Source organism: Flavobacterium rhamnosi (assembly GCF_048286515.1).
Lineage (GTDB): Bacteria > Bacteroidota > Bacteroidia > Flavobacteriales > Flavobacteriaceae > Flavobacterium.
The window spans coordinates 143,962-163,889 of the sequence record NZ_JBLVPS010000008.1 but is presented as its reverse complement, the minus strand read 5'-3'; the positions used below and the strand labels follow the sequence as shown (position 1 = coordinate 163,889).

General features: G+C 35.0%; 10 protein-coding genes and 1 pseudogene. 2 read left to right on the top strand and 9 right to left on the bottom strand.

Translation table 11 applies throughout. The features are described 5' to 3' along the window. Positions 1-111: 111 nt before the first annotated feature. The 9 genes and pseudogenes from ACNQGN_RS08960 to ACNQGN_RS08920 all read right to left on the bottom strand — a co-directional run. Positions 112-408, bottom strand: a pseudogene (locus tag ACNQGN_RS08960) (SDR family NAD(P)-dependent oxidoreductase); the annotation flags it as partial. Between the two features lie 48 nt (positions 409-456). After that, the gene (locus ACNQGN_RS08955) at positions 457-2,679 is read right to left on the bottom strand and encodes an alpha-galactosidase (RefSeq protein WP_417987487.1); all 2,223 of its coding nucleotides are present in this window, start codon (positions 2,677-2,679) and stop codon (positions 457-459) included. Positions 2,680-2,768: 89 nt separating this feature from the next. Continuing rightward, complete coding sequence (gene lacZ / locus ACNQGN_RS08950; RefSeq protein WP_417987486.1) at positions 2,769-5,903, bottom strand: beta-galactosidase, LacZ type; 3,135 nt, start codon at positions 5,901-5,903, stop codon at positions 2,769-2,771. Between the two features lie 165 nt (positions 5,904-6,068). Then, on the bottom strand, positions 6,069-7,586 hold the full coding sequence (locus ACNQGN_RS08945) for a RagB/SusD family nutrient uptake outer membrane protein (RefSeq protein WP_417987485.1): 1,518 nt from the start codon (positions 7,584-7,586) through the stop codon (positions 6,069-6,071). A gap of 11 nt (positions 7,587-7,597) precedes the next feature. Then, complete coding sequence (locus tag ACNQGN_RS08940) at positions 7,598-10,672, bottom strand: SusC/RagA family TonB-linked outer membrane protein (RefSeq protein ID WP_417987484.1); 3,075 nt, start codon at positions 10,670-10,672, stop codon at positions 7,598-7,600. A 136-nt stretch (positions 10,673-10,808) separates the two neighbouring features. Then, positions 10,809-11,861: a UDP-glucose--hexose-1-phosphate uridylyltransferase gene (locus ACNQGN_RS08935; protein WP_417987483.1), complete on the bottom strand. Its 1,053-nt coding sequence runs from the start codon at positions 11,859-11,861 to the stop codon at positions 10,809-10,811. A gap of 1 nt (position 11,862) precedes the next feature. After that, entirely contained in the window at positions 11,863-13,032 is a 1,170-nt protein-coding gene (gene galK, locus ACNQGN_RS08930; protein WP_417987482.1) for a galactokinase, read from the bottom strand. Next, the gene (locus tag ACNQGN_RS08925) at positions 13,032-15,380 is read right to left on the bottom strand and encodes a glycoside hydrolase family 2 TIM barrel-domain containing protein (RefSeq protein WP_417987481.1); all 2,349 of its coding nucleotides are present in this window, start codon (positions 15,378-15,380) and stop codon (positions 13,032-13,034) included. The genes galK and ACNQGN_RS08925 overlap by 1 nt, the downstream gene beginning before the upstream one ends. Positions 15,381-15,443: 63 nt before the next feature. Beyond that, on the bottom strand, positions 15,444-16,469 hold the full coding sequence (locus tag ACNQGN_RS08920) for an aldose epimerase family protein (RefSeq protein WP_417987480.1): 1,026 nt from the start codon (positions 16,467-16,469) through the stop codon (positions 15,444-15,446). Between the two features lie 128 nt (positions 16,470-16,597). On the opposite strand from ACNQGN_RS08920, the gene ACNQGN_RS08915 reads away from it, so the two are divergent. Both ACNQGN_RS08915 and ACNQGN_RS08910 read left to right on the top strand, forming a co-directional pair. Then, on the top strand, positions 16,598-17,596 hold the full coding sequence (locus tag ACNQGN_RS08915; RefSeq protein WP_417987479.1) for a GntR family transcriptional regulator: 999 nt from the start codon (positions 16,598-16,600) through the stop codon (positions 17,594-17,596). 283 nt (positions 17,597-17,879) lie between these two features. Then, positions 17,880-19,919 carry a transketolase family protein gene (locus ACNQGN_RS08910; RefSeq protein ID WP_417987478.1) on the top strand — a complete coding sequence of 680 codons (2,040 nt, stop codon included), beginning with the start codon at positions 17,880-17,882 and terminating at the stop codon, positions 19,917-19,919. Positions 19,920-19,928 lie beyond the last annotated feature (9 nt).

The following is a 19,928-nucleotide window of genomic DNA, read 5'->3' as shown; positions in this document are numbered from 1 at the left end:
CGAATTGAACTGTTTCCATAATCTTAAATGTTTTTTAGACATCTAATTTACGAATATATTCACGTTCCGTGAAAAACTCATGGGGGTTTGCGCTTGCTAAATCATGGGTATTTCATAGTACAACAAAGGCTTTTCTACACTCTCACCAACAGCTTTAGAAGCTGCAAAATGGATTACGCCAGCAACATCAGAATGTCTTTTAAAAAAATCCTGAACCGTTGTTTTCTCTCTTAAATCCAATTTTTCAAAAAGAGGCGTTTTACCCGTTATCGCGATAATTCCTTTCAAAACTTCTTCAGATGAGTTAGAAAGATTGTCAATAATTACAACTTCAAATCCTTCGTTTTGCAATTCGACAACAGTATGCGAGCCAATAAAACCTAAGCCGCCTGTAACTAATACTTTCATAATTTACTTTTATAATGAATCTAATATTCTTATTTTTAATATTTCCGGTTATCTTACTTCATTTATTTCAAGCAACACACTAGTTCTTTGTAAAGTAACATTAGGATTGACCCCTACTTTCATAAGAAAATCTCCTGTATATACTTTCTCAGAAGAGATTGATGATTTAGTTCCAGGATACAAGTTAATTTCCTTTACGGTATATTTTTTCTTCGGATCTAATCCATCCAAAACAACAGGTCTTTGTGTAGCGGTTATCTTGAAGCGGTTATTTACCAAATAATTAAAAACAATCGCTTTACTCTTTTCTGGATTAACATACATAAGTGCCGAGATATCATTCTCATGAGGATTTATCAAACGATACAAGTTGCCATGCCATACAATATTTTTAAAAGAATTGTAATTAGCAATTGCCTGTTTACAAAACAATTTATCGTTTTCATTTAAATGGCTTGCTACTATATCAAATCCTAATTTTCCCATACTAGCCACATCAATTCTAAACTTTAGTGGTTGTTTCCCCCAGTCAGTAACGTGGTTATCGGTAGCAATAGCAGGGAAAAAATAAGAATAATCCCATTGCATAAATATTCTTTCTATGGGCTCGGTATCATCACTTGGCCAGAATTCCGTAAAATATTTAAGCAATTCATAATCTGCGCGACCGCCTCCACCAGAACACAACATCATAGGAACCTTAGGATATTTGGCACGGATTCGCTCCAACACTTTATACAAACCTCTTACATAATCGATATATAAATTAGATTGAGGAATTCCTTTTTTGTTAAGATATGCCGAATAAGCATTATATATAACGGCATTACAATCCCATTTTATAAAAGCCAATTCTGGATTTTCAACAAACAGATTGTCTACGATTCCAAATACAAAATCCTGTACTTCCGGATTAGACAAATCCAGTACCAACTGATTGCGATAATAAACCTCAGGTCTGTCCGGCTGTCGGATGACCCAATCAAGATGTTTTTCGTATAATTCACTTTTTGGGTTTACCATTTCAGGTTCTATCCAAATCCCAAACTTTATTCCTTCTTTTTTGGCTTCTTTCACTAAATAGCCTAAACCATGCGGCAACTTCTTTGCATTTTCTTTCCAGTCCCCAAGACCCGCTTTATCGTCATTTCTAGGATACTTATTTCCAAACCATCCATCATCCAACAAAAACATATCTACTCCTAAGTCTTTAGCATCTTTAAATAAAGAAGAAATTTTATTCTCATCAAAATCAAAATAAGTCGCTTCCCAATTGTTTAACAATGTAAGGCGCTCTCCTTGACCATCTAACAATCTGTATTTTCGAGCCCAATCATGAAGGTTTCGGCTCGCTTCCCCTGTGCCATGATTAGACAATGCATAAATTAAAGACGGCGTTTTGAAAATTTGATTTGCCGGCAATAAATATTCTGATGCATACGGATTAATTCCTGCGAGAAGGCGAAGATTTTTATAAGAGTCTATTTCAAAATCCAGTTTGAAATTACTGCTCCAGGCAAGTTGACCCAACATTACAGTTCCTTCATTTTCAGAAGCTGGTTTACCGAACGACACTATGAAATTTGGCGTTTGCAAAAGCATGGCCCTTGTTCCCAGTTTAGAATCCACGGTTCTTATCCCTTGTAAAAGCTTTGATTCAATGGGTTGCATCTCTTTTAAATATTCCCCTTGAAAACTGGTAAGATAAAAATCTTTATTGGTGAAATATAAATTAGCAGAAGCAAATTTTTGCAACAAAACAGGTTTTTTTTCACTGTGTTTTATCGCTGTCCATTGCTCGATTATATTTTCTTTTGTCCAAATTTTATAGTACAAAGTAACTTCAAAAGGATAAAGTGCATCCTTTAAAAGAATACTTGTAAGAGAAGAATTAGCGTCAACCTTTTCTGTTTTATGACTTACATATTTAAGTTCCAAAGATGGATTACCATCAGCATGTTTGACTTGAATTGCAGGTTCAGAAAAATTCCATGTCCCTGCAGGTGTATAGGTAGCATTATAAATTCCCGCATTTTCGTCTTTGAAATTATAGCCCTCTGAAACAGCGGAATATTCACTGTCGTTAGCGAGAGGCTTACCAAAATAAACCGTTCGGAGTCGGTTGTCATCATCCGTTTGCAACAACATAAGATTACTATCAGTTGCAATAGGAATAGTCACTTTCTGCGCTGATAATGTGATAACACTTATCATAAAATATATAGTGACCATATATTTTTTATTAAAATAGGATTCTAGTTTTTCTTTCATAATAATTAATTTTAACAGCTTCATTTGTATCCGCTCAATTTATTCCACCCCTATTTATAAGTGCTAAAAAGGAGTGAAATTTTAATTTTTTATTTCTTTTTAGCTTTAATAACAAAACCGTAACTATACTCTTTGTCTTTCAATTGGTACTGTTCGTGTGGCATAGCACCCCAACTATTGTCTCCACCAACACCTCTTTGCGCTAAATCAACACAAATCACAACTTCATTTCGTGGTGTAATATCACTAGTATGACGGTACTTTTTTGTCAAACCTGGATCAAAATCTTCAGGGTAATTATGCAACGCACTAACTCCTAGTGGCTGTAAACCTTCGATTTCAATTCCATTTCCTGAATTATTTGTAATCGTTAGCCAACGAACATCTGTTTTATACCCATTTTCTTGAGGCCGTGTGTAAGGTACATATTGATCCGCAACTTTACTTTGGTAAATTCCTTTCAGAGATGATGTGTTTCTATCCTGATAATTTTCCCAAGGTCCTCTTCCGTAGTAACTGAAATTATCCAACTCTTTTTTAAGAGAGAATAGCATCCCAAAACGAGGCATTTCAGCCAATGGATTACTTCCTGCTTTGAATGAATTCTGCAGTGTTAAACTACCATCAGAATCCATCGAGTAAGTAATTGTATAAAAAGACGCTACGTCTTTTAAGAAAAGACTGGCCACTATTATTGTTTTACCAGACACTTCCTTAACCTCTATGCTATTCAAACTACTGAATCTTCCCACAGTTCTCCATACATTACTGGTTACCTGCATATAATTCCCAAAATCATTATCCGTTGGAGCACGCCAAAAATTAGGAACTGGCATTTGATTGAAAAAATAGTCCCCATTAGATCTATATTGCTGCATCAAACCCGTTTTCTTATTTATTGTTACCTCAACACCTGCAGCGCTAAGGATGATAGCATCATTCGTTTCTTTAACAATAGGACTTATCCCTTTTGCTGCTGATTTAATAAAATATTTACTCTCACTAATTAAAAACTGTTCTCTGGCAACTTCAAAATTTTGAGGTAAAACTTCGGTACCTTCTTTTGTGTAAGCATAAATATTCAAAAGATATTCGACTCCGTCTATTGACGCTAATTTTGGCAATTCAAGTTGTATTTGTTTCTTGGATTGCGGCGCAAGACTTATATCAACAGTACTTGTCTTGATGACCAGCCCGTTTTCTAAAACCTCATATTTGAAAAGGTATTTCTCTAGATTTGTATAACCAAATCCATTTTCTACCTGAATAATTCCTTGCTTTAAATCAACCCCTGTGAACAGAATATCCTGATACACTTTTTTCACTTCAAAAGCAGCTGGGTGTGGTGTACGATCTGGCCAAACTAATCCATTATGACAGAAATTCTCATCGTTAGTGTAATTTTGGCTTCCCATATCTCCACCATACGACCAATATTTGCGTCCTACTTCATCTGTCATCTCAAATCCCTGATCTACCCAATCCCAGATAAATCCCCCCTGCATGTTATTGCTGCTACGAATAATATCCCAGTATTCCTGAAAATTACCACTACTATTCCCCATAGCATGTGAGTATTCGCACATAATAAACGGACGTTTGACCTCTTTGCGTTTAGCATACTCTCTCATATAATCCATACTAGGATACATAGGACAAACTACATCGGTATTTTCTTCTTCACCAGCTTGCTCAAATTGAACCAATCGTGTTTTATCTCTGTTTTTTACCCAATTATAAGCCTCTTGAAAAACAGGTCCGTTTCCACACTCATTACCCAAAGACCAAAGAATTACAGAAGGTTGGTTTTTATCGCGCTCTACCAAACTGTAAATTCGATCCATATGTGCTGCTTTCCACGCCGGCAGATAAGCAGGATGTTTTGTTTTATCGAAAGAACCTTGCAATTCAGCACCCATACCATGAGTTTCAATGTTAGCCTCGTCTACCAAGAACAAACCATACTGATTACACAACTTAACCCACTCCAAATTAGAAGGGTAATGGCTGCTTCGCACTGCATTGATGTTTAACTGCTTCATCATGCGAATGTCCTTCATCATGGTTTCTTTATTTTGATAATGACCCGTTTTAGGATTATGTTCATGGATATTTACACCATGCACCATGATTCGGATGCCGTTAACCAACAACTGTCCGTTCTTTAATTCTACTTTTCGGAAACCGATTTGAGTAGAAACCGTCTCCACGAACTTTCCATTGTCATCTTTAAGCGTAAGCAATAAAGTATATAAATAAGGATTTTCATTGTTCCATAAAAGTGGTGCGTCTACTTTTTCAGTAAAGCTAACTGATTCCGTTGAATTTGCTTTTAAATTTATTTTAATCGTTTTTGTAAAAACTTCCTTTCCTGCTGCATCCACTAATTTAGCTTCTACAGTTTGGTTATTTTTTGTAACCTTGTTCATGTTCTTAAGTTTAACATCAACAGACAGACTTCCGTTTTTATAAGAATCGTCAAGATCAGGACGTGCAAAGAAATCTGCAATACGAGTATTAGCCGTACTATAAAGGTAAACGTCACGATCTATTCCTGACAAACGCCAAAAATCTTGATCTTCTAAATAAGAACCATCACTCCAACGATACACCTCAACGGCAACCTGGTTTTTACCAGCTTTTACGTATTTAGTAATATCAAATTCCGTTGGACTTTTCGTATTTTCACTATACCCTACTTTTTCTCCATTTATCCAAATATACATCGCTGAAGTTCCTGCTTCAAAATGAAGATAAACACGACGTCCGTTCCAATTTTCTGGCAACTCGAAAGCACGTCGGTAAGACCCTACTGGATTATCTGCATGATCAATGAACGGTGGATTTTTAACAAATGGATAGATTATATTAGTGTAAATAGGAATTCCATACCCGCCCAATTCCCAGTTTGAAGGCACAGAAATTTCTTTCCAGTTGGTTGTATTAAAATCTGTTTTAAAAAAATCTTTAGGACGCTGATCGGGTGTTGGTGCCCAATTAAATTTCCATTTTCCGTCTAAAGTTAGAAACCAAGGAGAACGCGTATAATCATCAGCAATAGCAGATGATTCATCAGCATAAGGTAAAAATGCAGCTCTTGCAGGTTCTCTATTAATCTGAAATATTGCTGGATTTTCCCAATCATTAATCATTGGCTTTTCTTGTGCGAACACAACCAAAGAAATAACTGTAAAAATGCAGGCTAAAATTGTTGCTTTTTTCATTTATAATGAATTTTTAAAATCGAAATACTTTTATCTGATAAACCTAAAGCTATCGGATATTTTTTATAAGAGATGACAAATGATTAATGCACTATGATATAGTTCATTAACCATTTGTCAAATTCTTATTTTTAACCTTTTACTAACTAAAATATATGACCCTTATTACCAATTGGCATTTTGTGTCATTTTTGGGTTGTTATTCAACTCACTTTCCGGAATAGGGAAGTAGTTGTATTTAGCCGAGTAATTAAGATAACCGCCAACTTGGCTTTCTTTGATTACTTTTTCTAAAGTACCCCATCTTCTTAAATCATACCAATGAATTCCTTCACGAGCAAATTCAACATTTCTTTGATGCATAATCTCATCCATCATTTGGGTTTGACTCCATCCTGTCATTGTGATAGTAGCCAACTTTGCTCTGTCTCTTATTCTTTTAACTAAAGGTATTGCTTCACCAACTTTTCCTTGCATCGTTTTTGCCTCAGCAAGCATTAAAAGTACATCAGCATAACGCATTGCATATTCGTTCAATTCTGATTTCCAATCTCCTTCATCGTTATTCCACCAGTTTTGATTTTTTCTTATCCATATATCAGTCGCCTTAAACTTAGATGTGAAATTATAATTATAATAAACACTTCCCGGATAATCCCATGCCAAAGTAGCAAGTGCTCTCGGATCAAAACTACCATCTGTAGTTTTCTCTTTGGTCATAGCATCTAATAATTTTTTTGTAGGTAACAGCTCAAACCATCCTCCAACTTCTCCTGGTGCTAATTCCTGAGCCATAGTAGTTGCTCTTGTTCTTTCTGATGGATTTCCACCCCAAATTGTAGCACCACCTTGTCTGCTGAATTGAATTTCAAACACTGATTCCTTACTATTTTCATGCTTACCATCAAATAATTGCGCGTAATCGTCCAAAAGACCAAACCCATTTGCGGTTTCGTTATTTACCAGTTTAGAAAATTGCTCTTCCGCTTTTGCCCAATCTTTTAAATACAAATACGATTTTCCAAGGTAAGCGATTGCAGTATTTTTTGTCACTCTGCCTTTTAAAGCTGAAGGATAGATCTCAGGCAGAGGGCTAGTTGCTGCCGCTTCAAAATCAGCAATAATTTGTTGCCATACTTCTTCTTCTGTCGATTTTTCTTTAAAATAATCTGCTGATTCCTTTACTAAATCTGTAAAAATCGGAACACTTCCAAATTCATTTACTAAATTAAAATAGTTCAGTCCTCTTAGAAAAGTAGCTTCAGCAACTATTTGTGCTCTTTTTGTTTCATCAATATTTTTGATTTGAGGAGCATAATTGATTACTTGATTAGCACGAAATATACCAATGTACAATGCTTTATACATTCCAGTAGTCTCATTTGTACTTGGTGTGTTTTTATAGGTAGAAACAGCATAACGACCAGGCACATCATTTCTTGCAACGAAATTTTCTGTTCTGTTTTCTTTCAGCTGCATTGCTTGTATTTCCCAATAACCTGCGTTATTGTTATCTACTAATACATTGTAAACAGTCGCTAATCCAGACTCCAAATCCTCAGGCGTTTGCCAGAAAGAACCGGTTGTTACTTTACTAGGGTTTTCTAATTCAAGGTTATCCGAACAAGAACTTAGCAAAGCTAGCCCTCCCATAAAATATAATATAATTAATTTCTTTTTCATTTTTCGTTGATTTAAAAGTTAAGTTGCATACCAAAAATTATAGTCTTGCTTAATGGGTACGATTTGTAATCTATTCCTCTACCTCCAAGTCCATCAGCCGAAACATCTGGATTGTATCCTGTATATTTTGTAGAAGTGATAAGATTATCTCCTGCAACATAGAATCGACATCTGTCAATTTCTAATTTTTTACTTAAATTATTAGGAAACGTATACCCAACCTGAATCGTTTTTATTCTAAGATAAGAACCATTTTCAAGGAAACGATCTGAATAATCAGCACCATTATCATTTGGATCATCAATATTTAATCTTGGAAAATTAGAGTTTGGGTTAAAAGTAAATGAATCTAAAGTTGAAGTAGCATAATTTGTATTTGCTTTTACTGTTGCTAAGTCAGTATTATTTCCATTGTATATTTCATTGCCCTGAACACCTTGAGCGGCAACAGTCAAATCAATTCCTTTCCAATCTGCCTGAATACGTAGTCCATATTCGAAATCAGGAAAAGCACTTCCTCTAAACTGTCTGTCTCCTGCATCAATTTTTCCGTCTCCATTAAAATCAACATATCTTATGTCTCCTATTGCTGCTCTGGGCTGGATAGGAGTTCCATTCACATTATGTGCATCCAGTTCCTCTTGTGTTCTGAATAATCCATCAGTCTTAACAAGGAAAAAAGAATAAATAGGATACCCTACTTTACTGTAAGTCACAGCTGATCCATGAAATGATCCACTAGAACCTGCAAGAATCTGACTTCCTGTGCTCAATTCTTCAACACGATTTTTTACACTTGAAATATTAGAAGTTATAGAGAAATTAACTTCTCCTACTTTTTGATTAAGCGTTAAACCCATCTCAAAACCTTTATTTGAAACCTCACCAGCATTTGTATAAGGATCATTACTAGATCCTACTGACAAAGGAATTGGCACACGTAAAAGTAAATCTGATGTGTTTTTTTGAAAGTAGTCAAAAGTATAATCTAATTTACCATTCCATAAACCTAAATCAAAACCAACATTGGCTGTCGTAGTTGATTCCCATTTTAATCCAATCGCAGGATATTCTGTTTGAATATTACCGATCCAAAGTGTATTTGGTTCTCCTGTACCATAGCTTATTCCTGATGTAATTGATCCAAGGTATTGGTAATCTCCAATTTCTTGATTTCCTAATATACCATAACTTGTACGCAACTTGAATTCAGATACCGGTAAGTCTAGATTTTTGAAAAAATCTTCTTTTCCTATTCCCCATGCTGCAGAAATTGACGGGAAATTTCCCCATTTATTTTCTGGACTAAAACGAGAGGAACCATCACGTCTGAAAGTTGCCGTAAGGATGTATTTATTATCGTAAGAATATATCGCACGTCCAAGATAAGAAATCAATTTACTCTCACTGGCAATCCCTGAAATAGCAGGCTGCTCAGCACCAGCCAGAACAAATATACCATCTGGCATTCCTTGTACAGAACCTAAAATTGAACGAAAATTATTTTGATAAACAGTATGTCCTGCTAATAAATTTACGGAATGCTTTCCGAATTTTTTTGAGTAATTTAAAGTATTTTCGATTTGATAATACTGGTTTAAATCACTTCCTTCCGCTAAAGTATTTTTTAAATTCTTGAAGAATCCACCTACTTCATAACGTGGTGTATAGTTATAACTCTTATGCTCAGAAAGCGTTACCCCAACATTTAATTTATATTTAAAGCCATCAAAGAAACTTGCTTCAGCATAGGTATTAATCAATGCTTGGTAATAATCATTTTTTACATCAAAAAGATTCAAAGCTGCCACTGGATTAAAGATATCGGTAACCGCACCTGATGCTCCACCATATCCACCTATAGCATCTTCATTATAAATTGCAAATCCAGGAATCATAGATATAGCAGCTCCAAGAATATTCCTTCCCTGACCTGGCATGCCTGGCAAATCATTTCTTTTTTCTTTGGTCAACATTACTGTTTCTCCAATTTTAAAAATCCCTTTTTTGTAATCCGATTTAACCCTTAAATTGACACGGTCATAATTTGTCTCTTTTATAACTCCTTCTTGATTAAAGTAGCTTAATGACATATTATATTTCAAATTATCTGATCCTCCAGAAAGCCCTAATGAATAATTTTGTGTAGGAGCATCTCTGAATATTTCATTCTGCCAATTAATTCCTGCACCTGGAACCTGAGGGTTTAGAGCAATGTCTAACGGTGCTTTTCCTGCAGCGCTATATGCGGCATTACTTACTTTTGCCCATTCCTCTTGATTTAACAAGTCTAGTTTCTTAGTTACACTGGCAACACCATAAAAAGAATCAAAGCTAACTTTCATCTCTCCTTTTTTCCCACTTTTTGTGGTAATTAAAATTACACCGTTTGCAGCTCTTGAACCATAAATTGCAGCCGCAGATGCATCTTTCAAAACTTGAATTGATTCGATGTCACTTGGGTTAAGGTTATTCATTGAGGAAACAGCAATATCATCAACCAATATCAAAGGATTGTTATTGTTTAATGATCCGGCACCTCTAATCTGGATCCTAGTTCCCGATCCCGGAGCACCACCTGCAGACTCTACAGTAACACCGGCAATTTTACCTTGTATTGCGCTTCCTAAATTTGTATTACTTTGAGAATCCAATTGTGCAGCTTTTAATCCTCCAACAGCTCCTGTCAAATCACTCTTTTTAACAGTTCCGTATCCAATTACTACTACTTCTTCTAATGTATTATTTTCTTCACTGAGTGAAACATTTATTACATTTCTTCCTGCAATAGCTTCTTCAACTTTAGTATATCCGATGTAGGAGAAAACTAGTGTAGCATTAGGGTCAGCTACGTTTAATTTATAATTCCCATCACCATCAGTCATGGTTGCATTTGTAGTTCCTTTGACTACTACAGAAGCGCCAATAACGGTTTGGGATGTTTTTTGATCTACAACAGACCCTGTAATACTATTCTGAGCCTGCAAACTGATGCACGAGCCCATAATAATGATTGACAGAGTAAGTTTAGAGGTTAAGAATGTTTTAATCCTTAACAACTGATTTACGGCCTTAATGTTTTTCATAAATTCATGGTTTTAATTGGTTGGTTGGTAAAATTAATTATCCTTTTAAAAAAGACAAAAGAGTCGTAGAAAACAAAGAAATTGAAATTGAGCTGGAGATCAATTCATTTGAAATTCGCACTATCCTTCATTTAGTTTACGAGGAATGCTTGTAATGAAGTTCTGATAAGTTTTTTAAAATTTCAGCACTTTTTTCGGGGGTAATATCTCTTTGTGATTCGCCTAGCATTTCATACCCAACCATAAATTTTTTTACGGTTGCAGAACGCAACAATGGCGGATAAAAATGCATATGAAATTGCCATTCCGGATGGGCTTCACCGTCAGTTGGCGACTGATGAATTCCTGACGAATACGGAAATGACGTTTCAAAAAGATTATCATATTTTGTGGTTAACTGTTTTAAAATTGTCGCAAAAGCGTTTTTTTCTGTTTCAGTTAAATCAGTGATCATACCAAAATGACGTTTGCTGATTATCATCGTTTCGTAAGGCCAAATTGCCCAAAAAGGCACTAAAGCTACAAAATGATCATTCTCAATTACAATACGTTCGTTTAACTTTAATTCTTCTTGCAAATAATCCCGCAAAAGTGTACTTCCATGTTTATCAAAATACGCTTTCAGATTATTCTGTGTTTTCTCCACTTCTGTCGGCAATGAAGATTGTGCCCAGATTTGTCCGTGTGGATGTGGATTACTACATCCCATTACACTTCCTTTATTTTCAAAAATCTGAACATGATTGATATAATCTACTTTACCTAAATCAGTATACTCTTTTTGCCAAGTAGTAATGATGTCTTTAATGGCAGCAACAGACATTTCCGGCAAAGTCAGATTGTGTTTTGGAGAGAAACACACCACTCTGGAAATTCCTCTTTCCGGTTGTGCTTTGAAAAACGTTTCTTTTTTAGTATCCTCAAAAATAATCTCCTCTTGCTTTAAAGCAGCAAAATCATTTTCAAAAACAAAAGCGTTTTCATATGCTGGATTTACCTCGCCATTTGCGCGAACATTTCCTGGACATAAGTAACAAGTCGGATCATATTCTGGTAAAGAATCTGAGCTAACTGTTTCGTTTTGTCCCTGCCAAGGTCTTTTTGAACGATGTGGAGAAACCAAAACCCACTCGTTGATTAACGGGTTATAACGTCTGTGCGGGTCTTCGTTGATATCAAAATTTTTCATTCTAGTTATTGTTATAAAGTGATGTACCGTTTCCGATTTTAACATCATAAATTTTTAATTCTATTCCAAAAGCATCAAAATAAAGTGCCGAAAGTTTCTCTTTAATATCCTGTTCATGCCCCTTTTTTATCAAGTTGATTGTGCAACCACCAAATCCACCTCCCATTAATCGGGAACCAATTACAGCTTCTTCTTCTTTAAGAATGTCTACTATCAAGTCTAATTCAGCGCAGCTGACTTCATAATCAACCGATAATCCTTCATGAGTTTCAAACATTAGTCTGCCTAAAGTTTTAATATCTCCTTTGTCTAAAGCCTCACAGGCTTGTTGCACCCTCTTGATTTCTTTTACAACAAAAAGGCATCTTTTGAAAACATTCTCACTCATTAATTCTTTTAATCCTAACACGTGCTGTTCCGTACAATCTCTAAAACTATTTATCTCAGGAAAATTATTTTTTATAATAGCAATACCTTCTTCACATTGCTGTCTTCTTTCATTATAAGCCGAGGTCATCAAAGAATGTTTCACATTAGAATCAAATAAAATCAGAGAATAGTCACTGAAATTAGCGTCATGATATTCGAATTCCAATGTTTTACAATCAATTTTTATGACCTTATTTTCTAAACCCATGACACTTGAAAACTGATCCATTATCCCACAATTGATGCCTACCCAATGCTCTGCTTTTTGTCCCATTAATGCAATATCAATTGGCTTAATATTCAAATTAAAAAGTTCATTTATTCCAAATAAAAATCCACATTCTAACGCTGCTGAAGAAGATAAACCAGAACCAACAGGAATATTACTGCTAAAAACACAGTTAAATCCATCAAATTGAAAACCATTTATTTTCAATTGATTAACAACACCACGGATATAATTGGTCCAAACATTATCCGTTAGCTCCATTGCACTGCTAAGATCAATTTCAAATTCATCATCAAGATCTATGGCGATTATCCTTGCTGTATTCGAATTACTTTTTTCGAACGCAAAACAAATAATTTTGTCAATCGCTGCAGGCAAAACATATCCATCGTTGTAATCAATATGTTCCCCAATAATATTAATTCTTCCTGGTGAAAGCACTATTTTTTTTGGCTCTGTACCAAATGTCTGTTTAAAAAAAGCGGTTGTTTTTTTAATTAAAATATCATTCATTATTTAGAAATTGTAAGCGTCCCATTTTGTAATCGTTCGGAACTTGACGTTAGTACTATTGATTTTTTTAAGCCAGCTGTTTTAAGGATAATAGTAGCAATTCCTGCCTCCGCTTTTACTGGATTTTCCCCTATTAATTCCGCATCACCCTCGCTTAAAACAAAAGTCACTTCATTGGTGGCATCAGGAATAACCGTTCCGTTTTCATCTGTAATTTTGGCATAAACAAACACCATATCAGGAAAAATTGGATTGATCTCTTTTGACGAAACATCGTAACTCATTGCAATTTTAGTAGCACGTTCAGGTGTTTTAACAACATTTGAAACGGCTTTTTCTCCTTTAACAAAACCTTCGGCACGCAATGTCCCGGCAGTAAATTTTTCTACTTTAAAAACAAACGGTGCATCCTTCAATTCATCACTATTTTGATTTATTGTTGGTTTTTGTCTGCCAACCAAGACATCATTTAAATACAAAGCAACTTCATCACAATTACTGTAAACAGTAACACTCAACGGGGAATTTTCTGTCCAATAATTTGCAATTTGTACCATTGGTCCAGATATTAATTTAGCGTCCAAAGCTATAGCTGCATTGCGCTGACTCTGGTAAAACGAATAAGCAAACTTTGGAATTCTGAAAATATCACTTATCCCTGAACTCTCTAAATCATTGCTATAACCACGATTGTAATCAAACATCACCCAGTTTGCTTCACCAATAGTCTGTGTTCCTTTTCTATTTGAATTCGCTGCTTCCTGAAAATTATACGCTTGTTGCAACAATCGCTTTTCACCGTTACTACGTAACTGACGAGAAGTTCTCTCCTCCTCTTTCAAATTTGAAAATTCCTTTTGATTGAATCCGGCATTTTGTGCATAATACTCCCAATCGCCATATTCGGCTATAAATATCTTTCTATTTCCTTTGTTGTATTTCGTCCAATAGTCTGGTGACTTTCCGTGTTGGCGTGCAGGAATAAAAATATCGTAGTTCGGATTATCAATCCAACAGGCACTGTAATTGTGTGGAAAAGGTAATTCCTCTTTTAGTGCTTTAGTGGCTTCACTCATGAAACTTTCACTCATTTCGGTTTCATTCAAAGACGCCTCCCAAAAAATAATACTCGGGTGGTTTCTGTCTCTTCTTGCCATATCCCGGATATCTTTAATAGCATTTTTTTGAAAGATTTCATTTCCAAAAAACTGCCATCCCGTTAAACTGTTCATAACCAGGATTCCTAGTTCATCACAAGCATCCAGGAAAGCTTCAGCATGAGGGTAGTGTGATAATCGCACAAAGTCAAATCCGGCATTTTTAATTTTCACTGCATCACGATACTGGGCTTCATCGGAAATAGCGTATCCTAAATAGGGATATTCCTGATGTTGGTTAGTCCCTGTGATGTATAATTTCTCATCATTGAGATAGTAGCCATCCTCTTTCAGTTCTGATTTTCGAATTCCTACCTTTTCCGAATAACTATCAATGATTTTACCATTTGAAATCAACTGAACTTCTAAATGGTACAAATTAGGTTTAGAAATCGACCATAGTTTCGGGTTTTTCACCTCAATATTTTGCGTAATGGCAATATCTGTATTTGAATCTACAACAACTGGCTCCGAATTAAACTCTTGTTTTTCTCCATCGTTGTTAGTTAGAATACATTTCAATGAAACACGCTTTTCAACCGAAAACTCATTTTTCAAATGCACCTGAACCGAACCAAAAGCTTGATTTTTATTGCTCTTTTCAAAATTTACATAAACCCCGCCACTAGCTGTTTTATTCGCCTCTACCGCATTAGTAATGTATACTTTATTTGTCGTGATCAAATAAACATTTCTGTAAATCCCACCATAGTAATTAAAGTCTAAGTCCTTTAGCGGTTTCCCGGGAAGGAACTCTGGATTGTCTTCATTGTTGACTTTCACTTTGATTACATTGTCTCTTTTCGAATTTAAAAACGCAGTAACATCAACCGTAAAAGGCAAATAACCCCCTTTATGATTGGATACTTTTTGATCGTTTATCCAAACATCCGCTTCTTGCATCACTCCTTCAAAATAAAGAAAGACTTTCTTGTTTTTTGAATTTTCGATTTTGAACTTTTTTTGATACCAAGACGTTCCCTGAAACTGGTTATTGACAACCAAAGGCTCTATTTTTGCAGTGTGCGGAATCGTTACTTTCTCCCAATCAGAATTGTTGTTTTCTTCTCTTTTGAATTCCCAATCAGAACCAAAATTAACTTTCGTTCTTGATTGAGCCTCTATTCTCCCAAAAGAAAAAGTCAGTACAATTAACAGTAGAAAAATAGAAGGTTTCAAAATCGAATTCATTTTTGGATGTGATATAAAATTTTTAAACAAATAAAAAACAGTATTTATTATAATTGTTTTTTGTTAAAAGGATTGAAACTTATAAATCGTTTTATGATAATACGTTTTCTCTCTTTTCAAAACTGAATTTGGAAAATGTTCGTGATTTGGTGCATCAGGAAAATTTTGTGTTTCAAAACAAATACCGCTCAATGCATGATAATCCGCATTTTCTTTTCCTTTAATAGCGTTGAAACAATTACCGCCTACATAAATATGAACTCCGGGTTGATTGGTATAAACTGCCATTTTTAGATTGTTCTTTTTATTAAAAAGCGAAGCCGAAAATTCATTTTCTTTTTCTAAAACAAACGTAGTATCAATTTTCGAAGGGCATTTTTTTGGCTGCGTAAAATCAAAAGAAGAATCAGCAACGTTTAAGAACCTTCCCGTTGGAATATTTTCATTTGTCGTCTCCAACATTTTTACAGAATTCACAATCAATTCCTGTTCTGAGATATCGGATTGGTGACCATCGAGATTGAAATAACTATGATGCGTTAAATTCACAATAGTATCCTCTGTAGTATTTGCTTTGTATTCTATAATTAATTCATTTTCCTCAGATAAAGTATAGGTTAACTCAACGGATAATTCTCCCGGATAATTCTCTTCATTATCTGGACTGGAATAGGAGAAAGTTATTGATGGATTTTTACCCTCAGTACTATTTTCAACGTTCCAAACCTTTTGGCTGAAGTTCTTATTTCCACCATGCAACGAATGATTAGCATTGTTTTTATTTAAAAAAGATTTTTTCCCATTTAAACTAAAAGTACCATCCTTTATTCTTCCGGCAAATCTCCCAACTGTTGCGCCCAAATAAGGAGCACTTTCTAAATCAAAAGAATTAATATATGCTTCTAAAGTATCAAACCCCAAAACTACATCCACAATTTCACCATTTTTCAGTGGCATTTTCAGTGAAGTAATGGTAGCGCCATAATTGATTACATTCAATTGCATTCCATTTTTGTTCGTCAATTCATAAGAATCGACAACTTCACCTCCAGGCATCAAACCAAATAATTCCATTATATAATTAGTCATAAAATATGATATGTGTTTTATTTTCAATATTTTTTTGCGAAATATCAAATTCAAAATTATACGATTAATTCACTTTAGCATACCAGTACCTACCAGTTTTTCGTATATTGCACGAAAAATGTTTATTTATGAAAATTATTTCGATCCAAAACAACCTTGGTGTACCAAAATATAAGCAGATAATTCTTTCAGTTGAGAAGGCAATAGAAGAAGAGAAACTAAAAAAAGGAGACCGACTTCCCTCCGTAAATAAAGTTTGTTTAGCCTCATCATTATCACGTGATACCGTTCTACAGGCATACGATGAATTAAAAAAAAGAGGCATTATTTATGCTATTCCAGGCAAAGGATATTACATTAAAAGTATTGAAATCACTATCAAACAAAGGATTTTTTTACTTTTTGACGAGTTAAACATTTTCAAAGAAGACACCTACAATTCGTTTGTAAAAAATATTGGAAAAAATGTACAGGTAGATATTTTTTTCCATTATTTTAATGTACAAGTTTTCAAAAAATTAATAAACGATAATAATGGAAATTACACGAAGTACATCATAATGCCAACCAACTTAATTGATGTCTCTGATTTTATAAAAACCCTACCAGTAAATGAAGTTTTCATACTGGATCAGACCAATCCTGAACTAGAATCCTATCCCGCAATATACCAGAATCATAAGAAAGACATCTTTGATGGTTTAGACAAAGCAAAATCTAAGTTAAATAAATATAAAAAGCTCATTATGATTTTCCCTGGATTTAGAGAACCACCGGGAATGAAAGAAGGTTTTTTGAATTTTTGCGATGACCATTCATTCGACTACGAAGTCATTACCGAATTTACGGACAGAAAAATAACAATCGGTGAAGTATATATAATCCCAAACGACAGGGATCTGGTCCGTGTGATTGAAAGATCAAAGTATCAAAACTTAAAATTAGGCAGTGATTTTGGCATTATTTCCTATAATGAAACTCCTCTCAAAAAAGTGGTCGCAAATGGAATTACAACAATTTCAACGAATTTTGAAGCCATGGGAAAAATTTTAGCACAGATGATTTTAAAAGGAAAAAAAGAGCAAATAGAAAATAAGTGCGCTTTGATTATTAGGAATTCCTTATAAAAAAAAAACAATTCCCTTCTTAGAAAAAAATGAGGTTCCTCTTTTAAAAGACAACAAAAATAATTTATTTGTTTTTGTAAAATAAATTTACATACATTTGCAAATGTATTTTTTACACTTATTATTAATTCCTGCATTAAATACTTACAAACAGCATTTTATTTGACGGACTTAAGAACAACAACTAACAATAATTGAATACAACGATTCGTTTTTAAAGCTATTACTATTTTCAAACCTGAACCAACTTTTCTGATTTACAAGAAACTATTATAATTAAATTATGAATAAAAAAATTGACCAATTAGCCGCTGATAATATAAGAGCACTCGCCATTTCTATGGTAGAAAAAGCAAAGTCGGGACATCCCGGTGGTGCTATGGGAGCTGCAGATTATATGCATATTTTATACTCAGAGTATCTCAATTTTGATCCTGCTGAAATGGACTGGACTTTTAGAGATCGTTTCTTTATGGATGCGGGGCATCTATCCGCATTAATGTATTCCCAATATTATTTACTGGGCAATTATAAAAAAGAAGACCTTCAAAATTTTAGACAATGGGGTTCCGTTACCCCTGGTCACCCTGAAGTAGATGTACTGAGAGGAATCGAAAACACCTCAGGCCCTCTTGGTCAGGGACACGCTATGGGTGTTGGAGCCGCCATTGCTGCGAAATTTTTAGATGCCCGATTTAAAGGTCTTTTTAATCATAAAATATACGGTTTCATTACCGATGGTGGTGTTCAAGAAGAAATTTCTCAAGGAGCAGGAAGAATAGCCGGCCATTTAGGATTGAATAATTTCATTATGTTTTATGACTCTAATGATGTGCAGCTTTCTTCCATGACCGACGAAGTTACCTCGGAAGATACAGCGATGAAATATAACGCTTGGGGATGGAATGTAATAACCATAGACGGTCATGACCATGCGCAAATTAGAAAAGCACTGAATGCAGCTAATGAAGAATCCGAAAAACCTACTTTGATAATTGGAAAAACAATTATGGGAAAAGGTACCGTTACAGCAACGGGCGACATGTATGAAGGAGAATGTGAATTACACGGAAAACCGATTGGCGAAACCAAAGCAGATTATGTAAAAACACTTCTTAATCTACAAGCAAATCCTGAAAATCCATTTGCGATTTTTGAAGAAGTGGAAACATACTATACCAAAATACTAGCGATAAAATCGGAAAAATCAGCCTATAAGAAACTTCAAATTGCTACTTGGAGAAAAGAAAACGCAGCACTGTCTCAAAAGATGGATTTGTTTTTCTCCGGAAAACTCCCTGAATTAGATTTAAGCAGTGTTGTCCAAAAACCCAATGCAGCTACACGAGATGCTTCTTCTGCCGTGTTGGCTTATTTGGCAGAACATGTGGAAAATATGATTGTTTCTTCGGCAGATTTATCAAACAGTGATAAAACAGATGGTTTCCTAAAAAAGTCATCCATCTTGCAAAAAAATGATTTCAGCGGAGCCTTTTTGCAAGCCGGTGTTGCAGAACTGACTATGACTGCCATAGCAAACGGAATTGCACTTCATGGAGGCATTATTCCTGTAGTGGCAACGTTTTTTGTGTTTTCTGATTATATGAAACCTGCCATCCGATTAGCAGCCATCCAGGAACTTCCCGTTAAATATGTTTGGACACACGATTCATTCCGTGTGGGTGAAGACGGACCAACGCATCAACCGATTGAACAGGAAGCGCAAATACGCTTAATGGAAAAAATAAAAAACCATTCTGGTAATCAAAGTTTATTGGCACTCCGCCCTGCTGATGCTATAGAAACTTCTGTAGCCTGGAATATGGCATTAAACAACACTAAAACACCAACAGGACTGATCCTATCCAGACAAAATATCAAAGACATACCTGCACAAGGAACCTCAAGGTATGAGGAGGCAAAGGAGGCGACAAAAGGAGGCTACTTAGTGAAATCTACGCAAAATCCCGATATCACTTTAATCGCAAATGGATCGGAAGTAGCTACACTTTTAGCAGCTGCATTTATATTAGAAAAAGAAAAAAATCTAAAAATAAACGTAGCCTCAATTATATCCGAAGGTTTATTCAAACAACAATCGAAAGCGTACCAAGAAAGTATCATTCCAAAAGAGAAATTGGTATTTGGCCTTACCGCCGGACTTCCGGTAAATCTCGAAGGCCTGATTAGTGATAGCGGAAAAGTGATTGGATTAGATCATTTCGGCTATTCCGCTCCGGCAAGTGTGTTGGACGAAAAATTTGGATTTACAAGCGAACACGCTTGTGAGGAAATCCTTAAATATATTGAAGAAAGTAAATAAGTAACCAAA

Coding starts and splice junctions, on each gene's coding strand:
- ACNQGN_RS08955 (WP_417987487.1), bottom strand. CDS start 2,679: ATGAAAGAAAAACTAGAATCCTATTTTAATAAAAAATATATGGTCACT.
- lacZ (WP_417987486.1), bottom strand. CDS start 5,903: ATGAAAAAAGCAACAATTTTAGCCTGCATTTTTACAGTTATTTCTTTG.
- ACNQGN_RS08945 (WP_417987485.1), bottom strand. CDS start 7,586: ATGAAAAAGAAATTAATTATATTATATTTTATGGGAGGGCTAGCTTTG.
- ACNQGN_RS08940 (WP_417987484.1), bottom strand. CDS start 10,672: ATGAAAAACATTAAGGCCGTAAATCAGTTGTTAAGGATTAAAACATTC.
- ACNQGN_RS08935 (WP_417987483.1), bottom strand. CDS start 11,861: ATGAAAAATTTTGATATCAACGAAGACCCGCACAGACGTTATAACCCG.
- galK (WP_417987482.1), bottom strand. CDS start 13,032: ATGAATGATATTTTAATTAAAAAAACAACCGCTTTTTTTAAACAGACA.
- ACNQGN_RS08925 (WP_417987481.1), bottom strand. CDS start 15,380: ATGAATTCGATTTTGAAACCTTCTATTTTTCTACTGTTAATTGTACTG.
- ACNQGN_RS08920 (WP_417987480.1), bottom strand. CDS start 16,469: ATGACTAATTATATAATGGAATTATTTGGTTTGATGCCTGGAGGTGAA.
- ACNQGN_RS08915 (WP_417987479.1), top strand. CDS start 16,598: ATGAAAATTATTTCGATCCAAAACAACCTTGGTGTACCAAAATATAAG.
- ACNQGN_RS08910 (WP_417987478.1), top strand. CDS start 17,880: ATGAATAAAAAAATTGACCAATTAGCCGCTGATAATATAAGAGCACTC.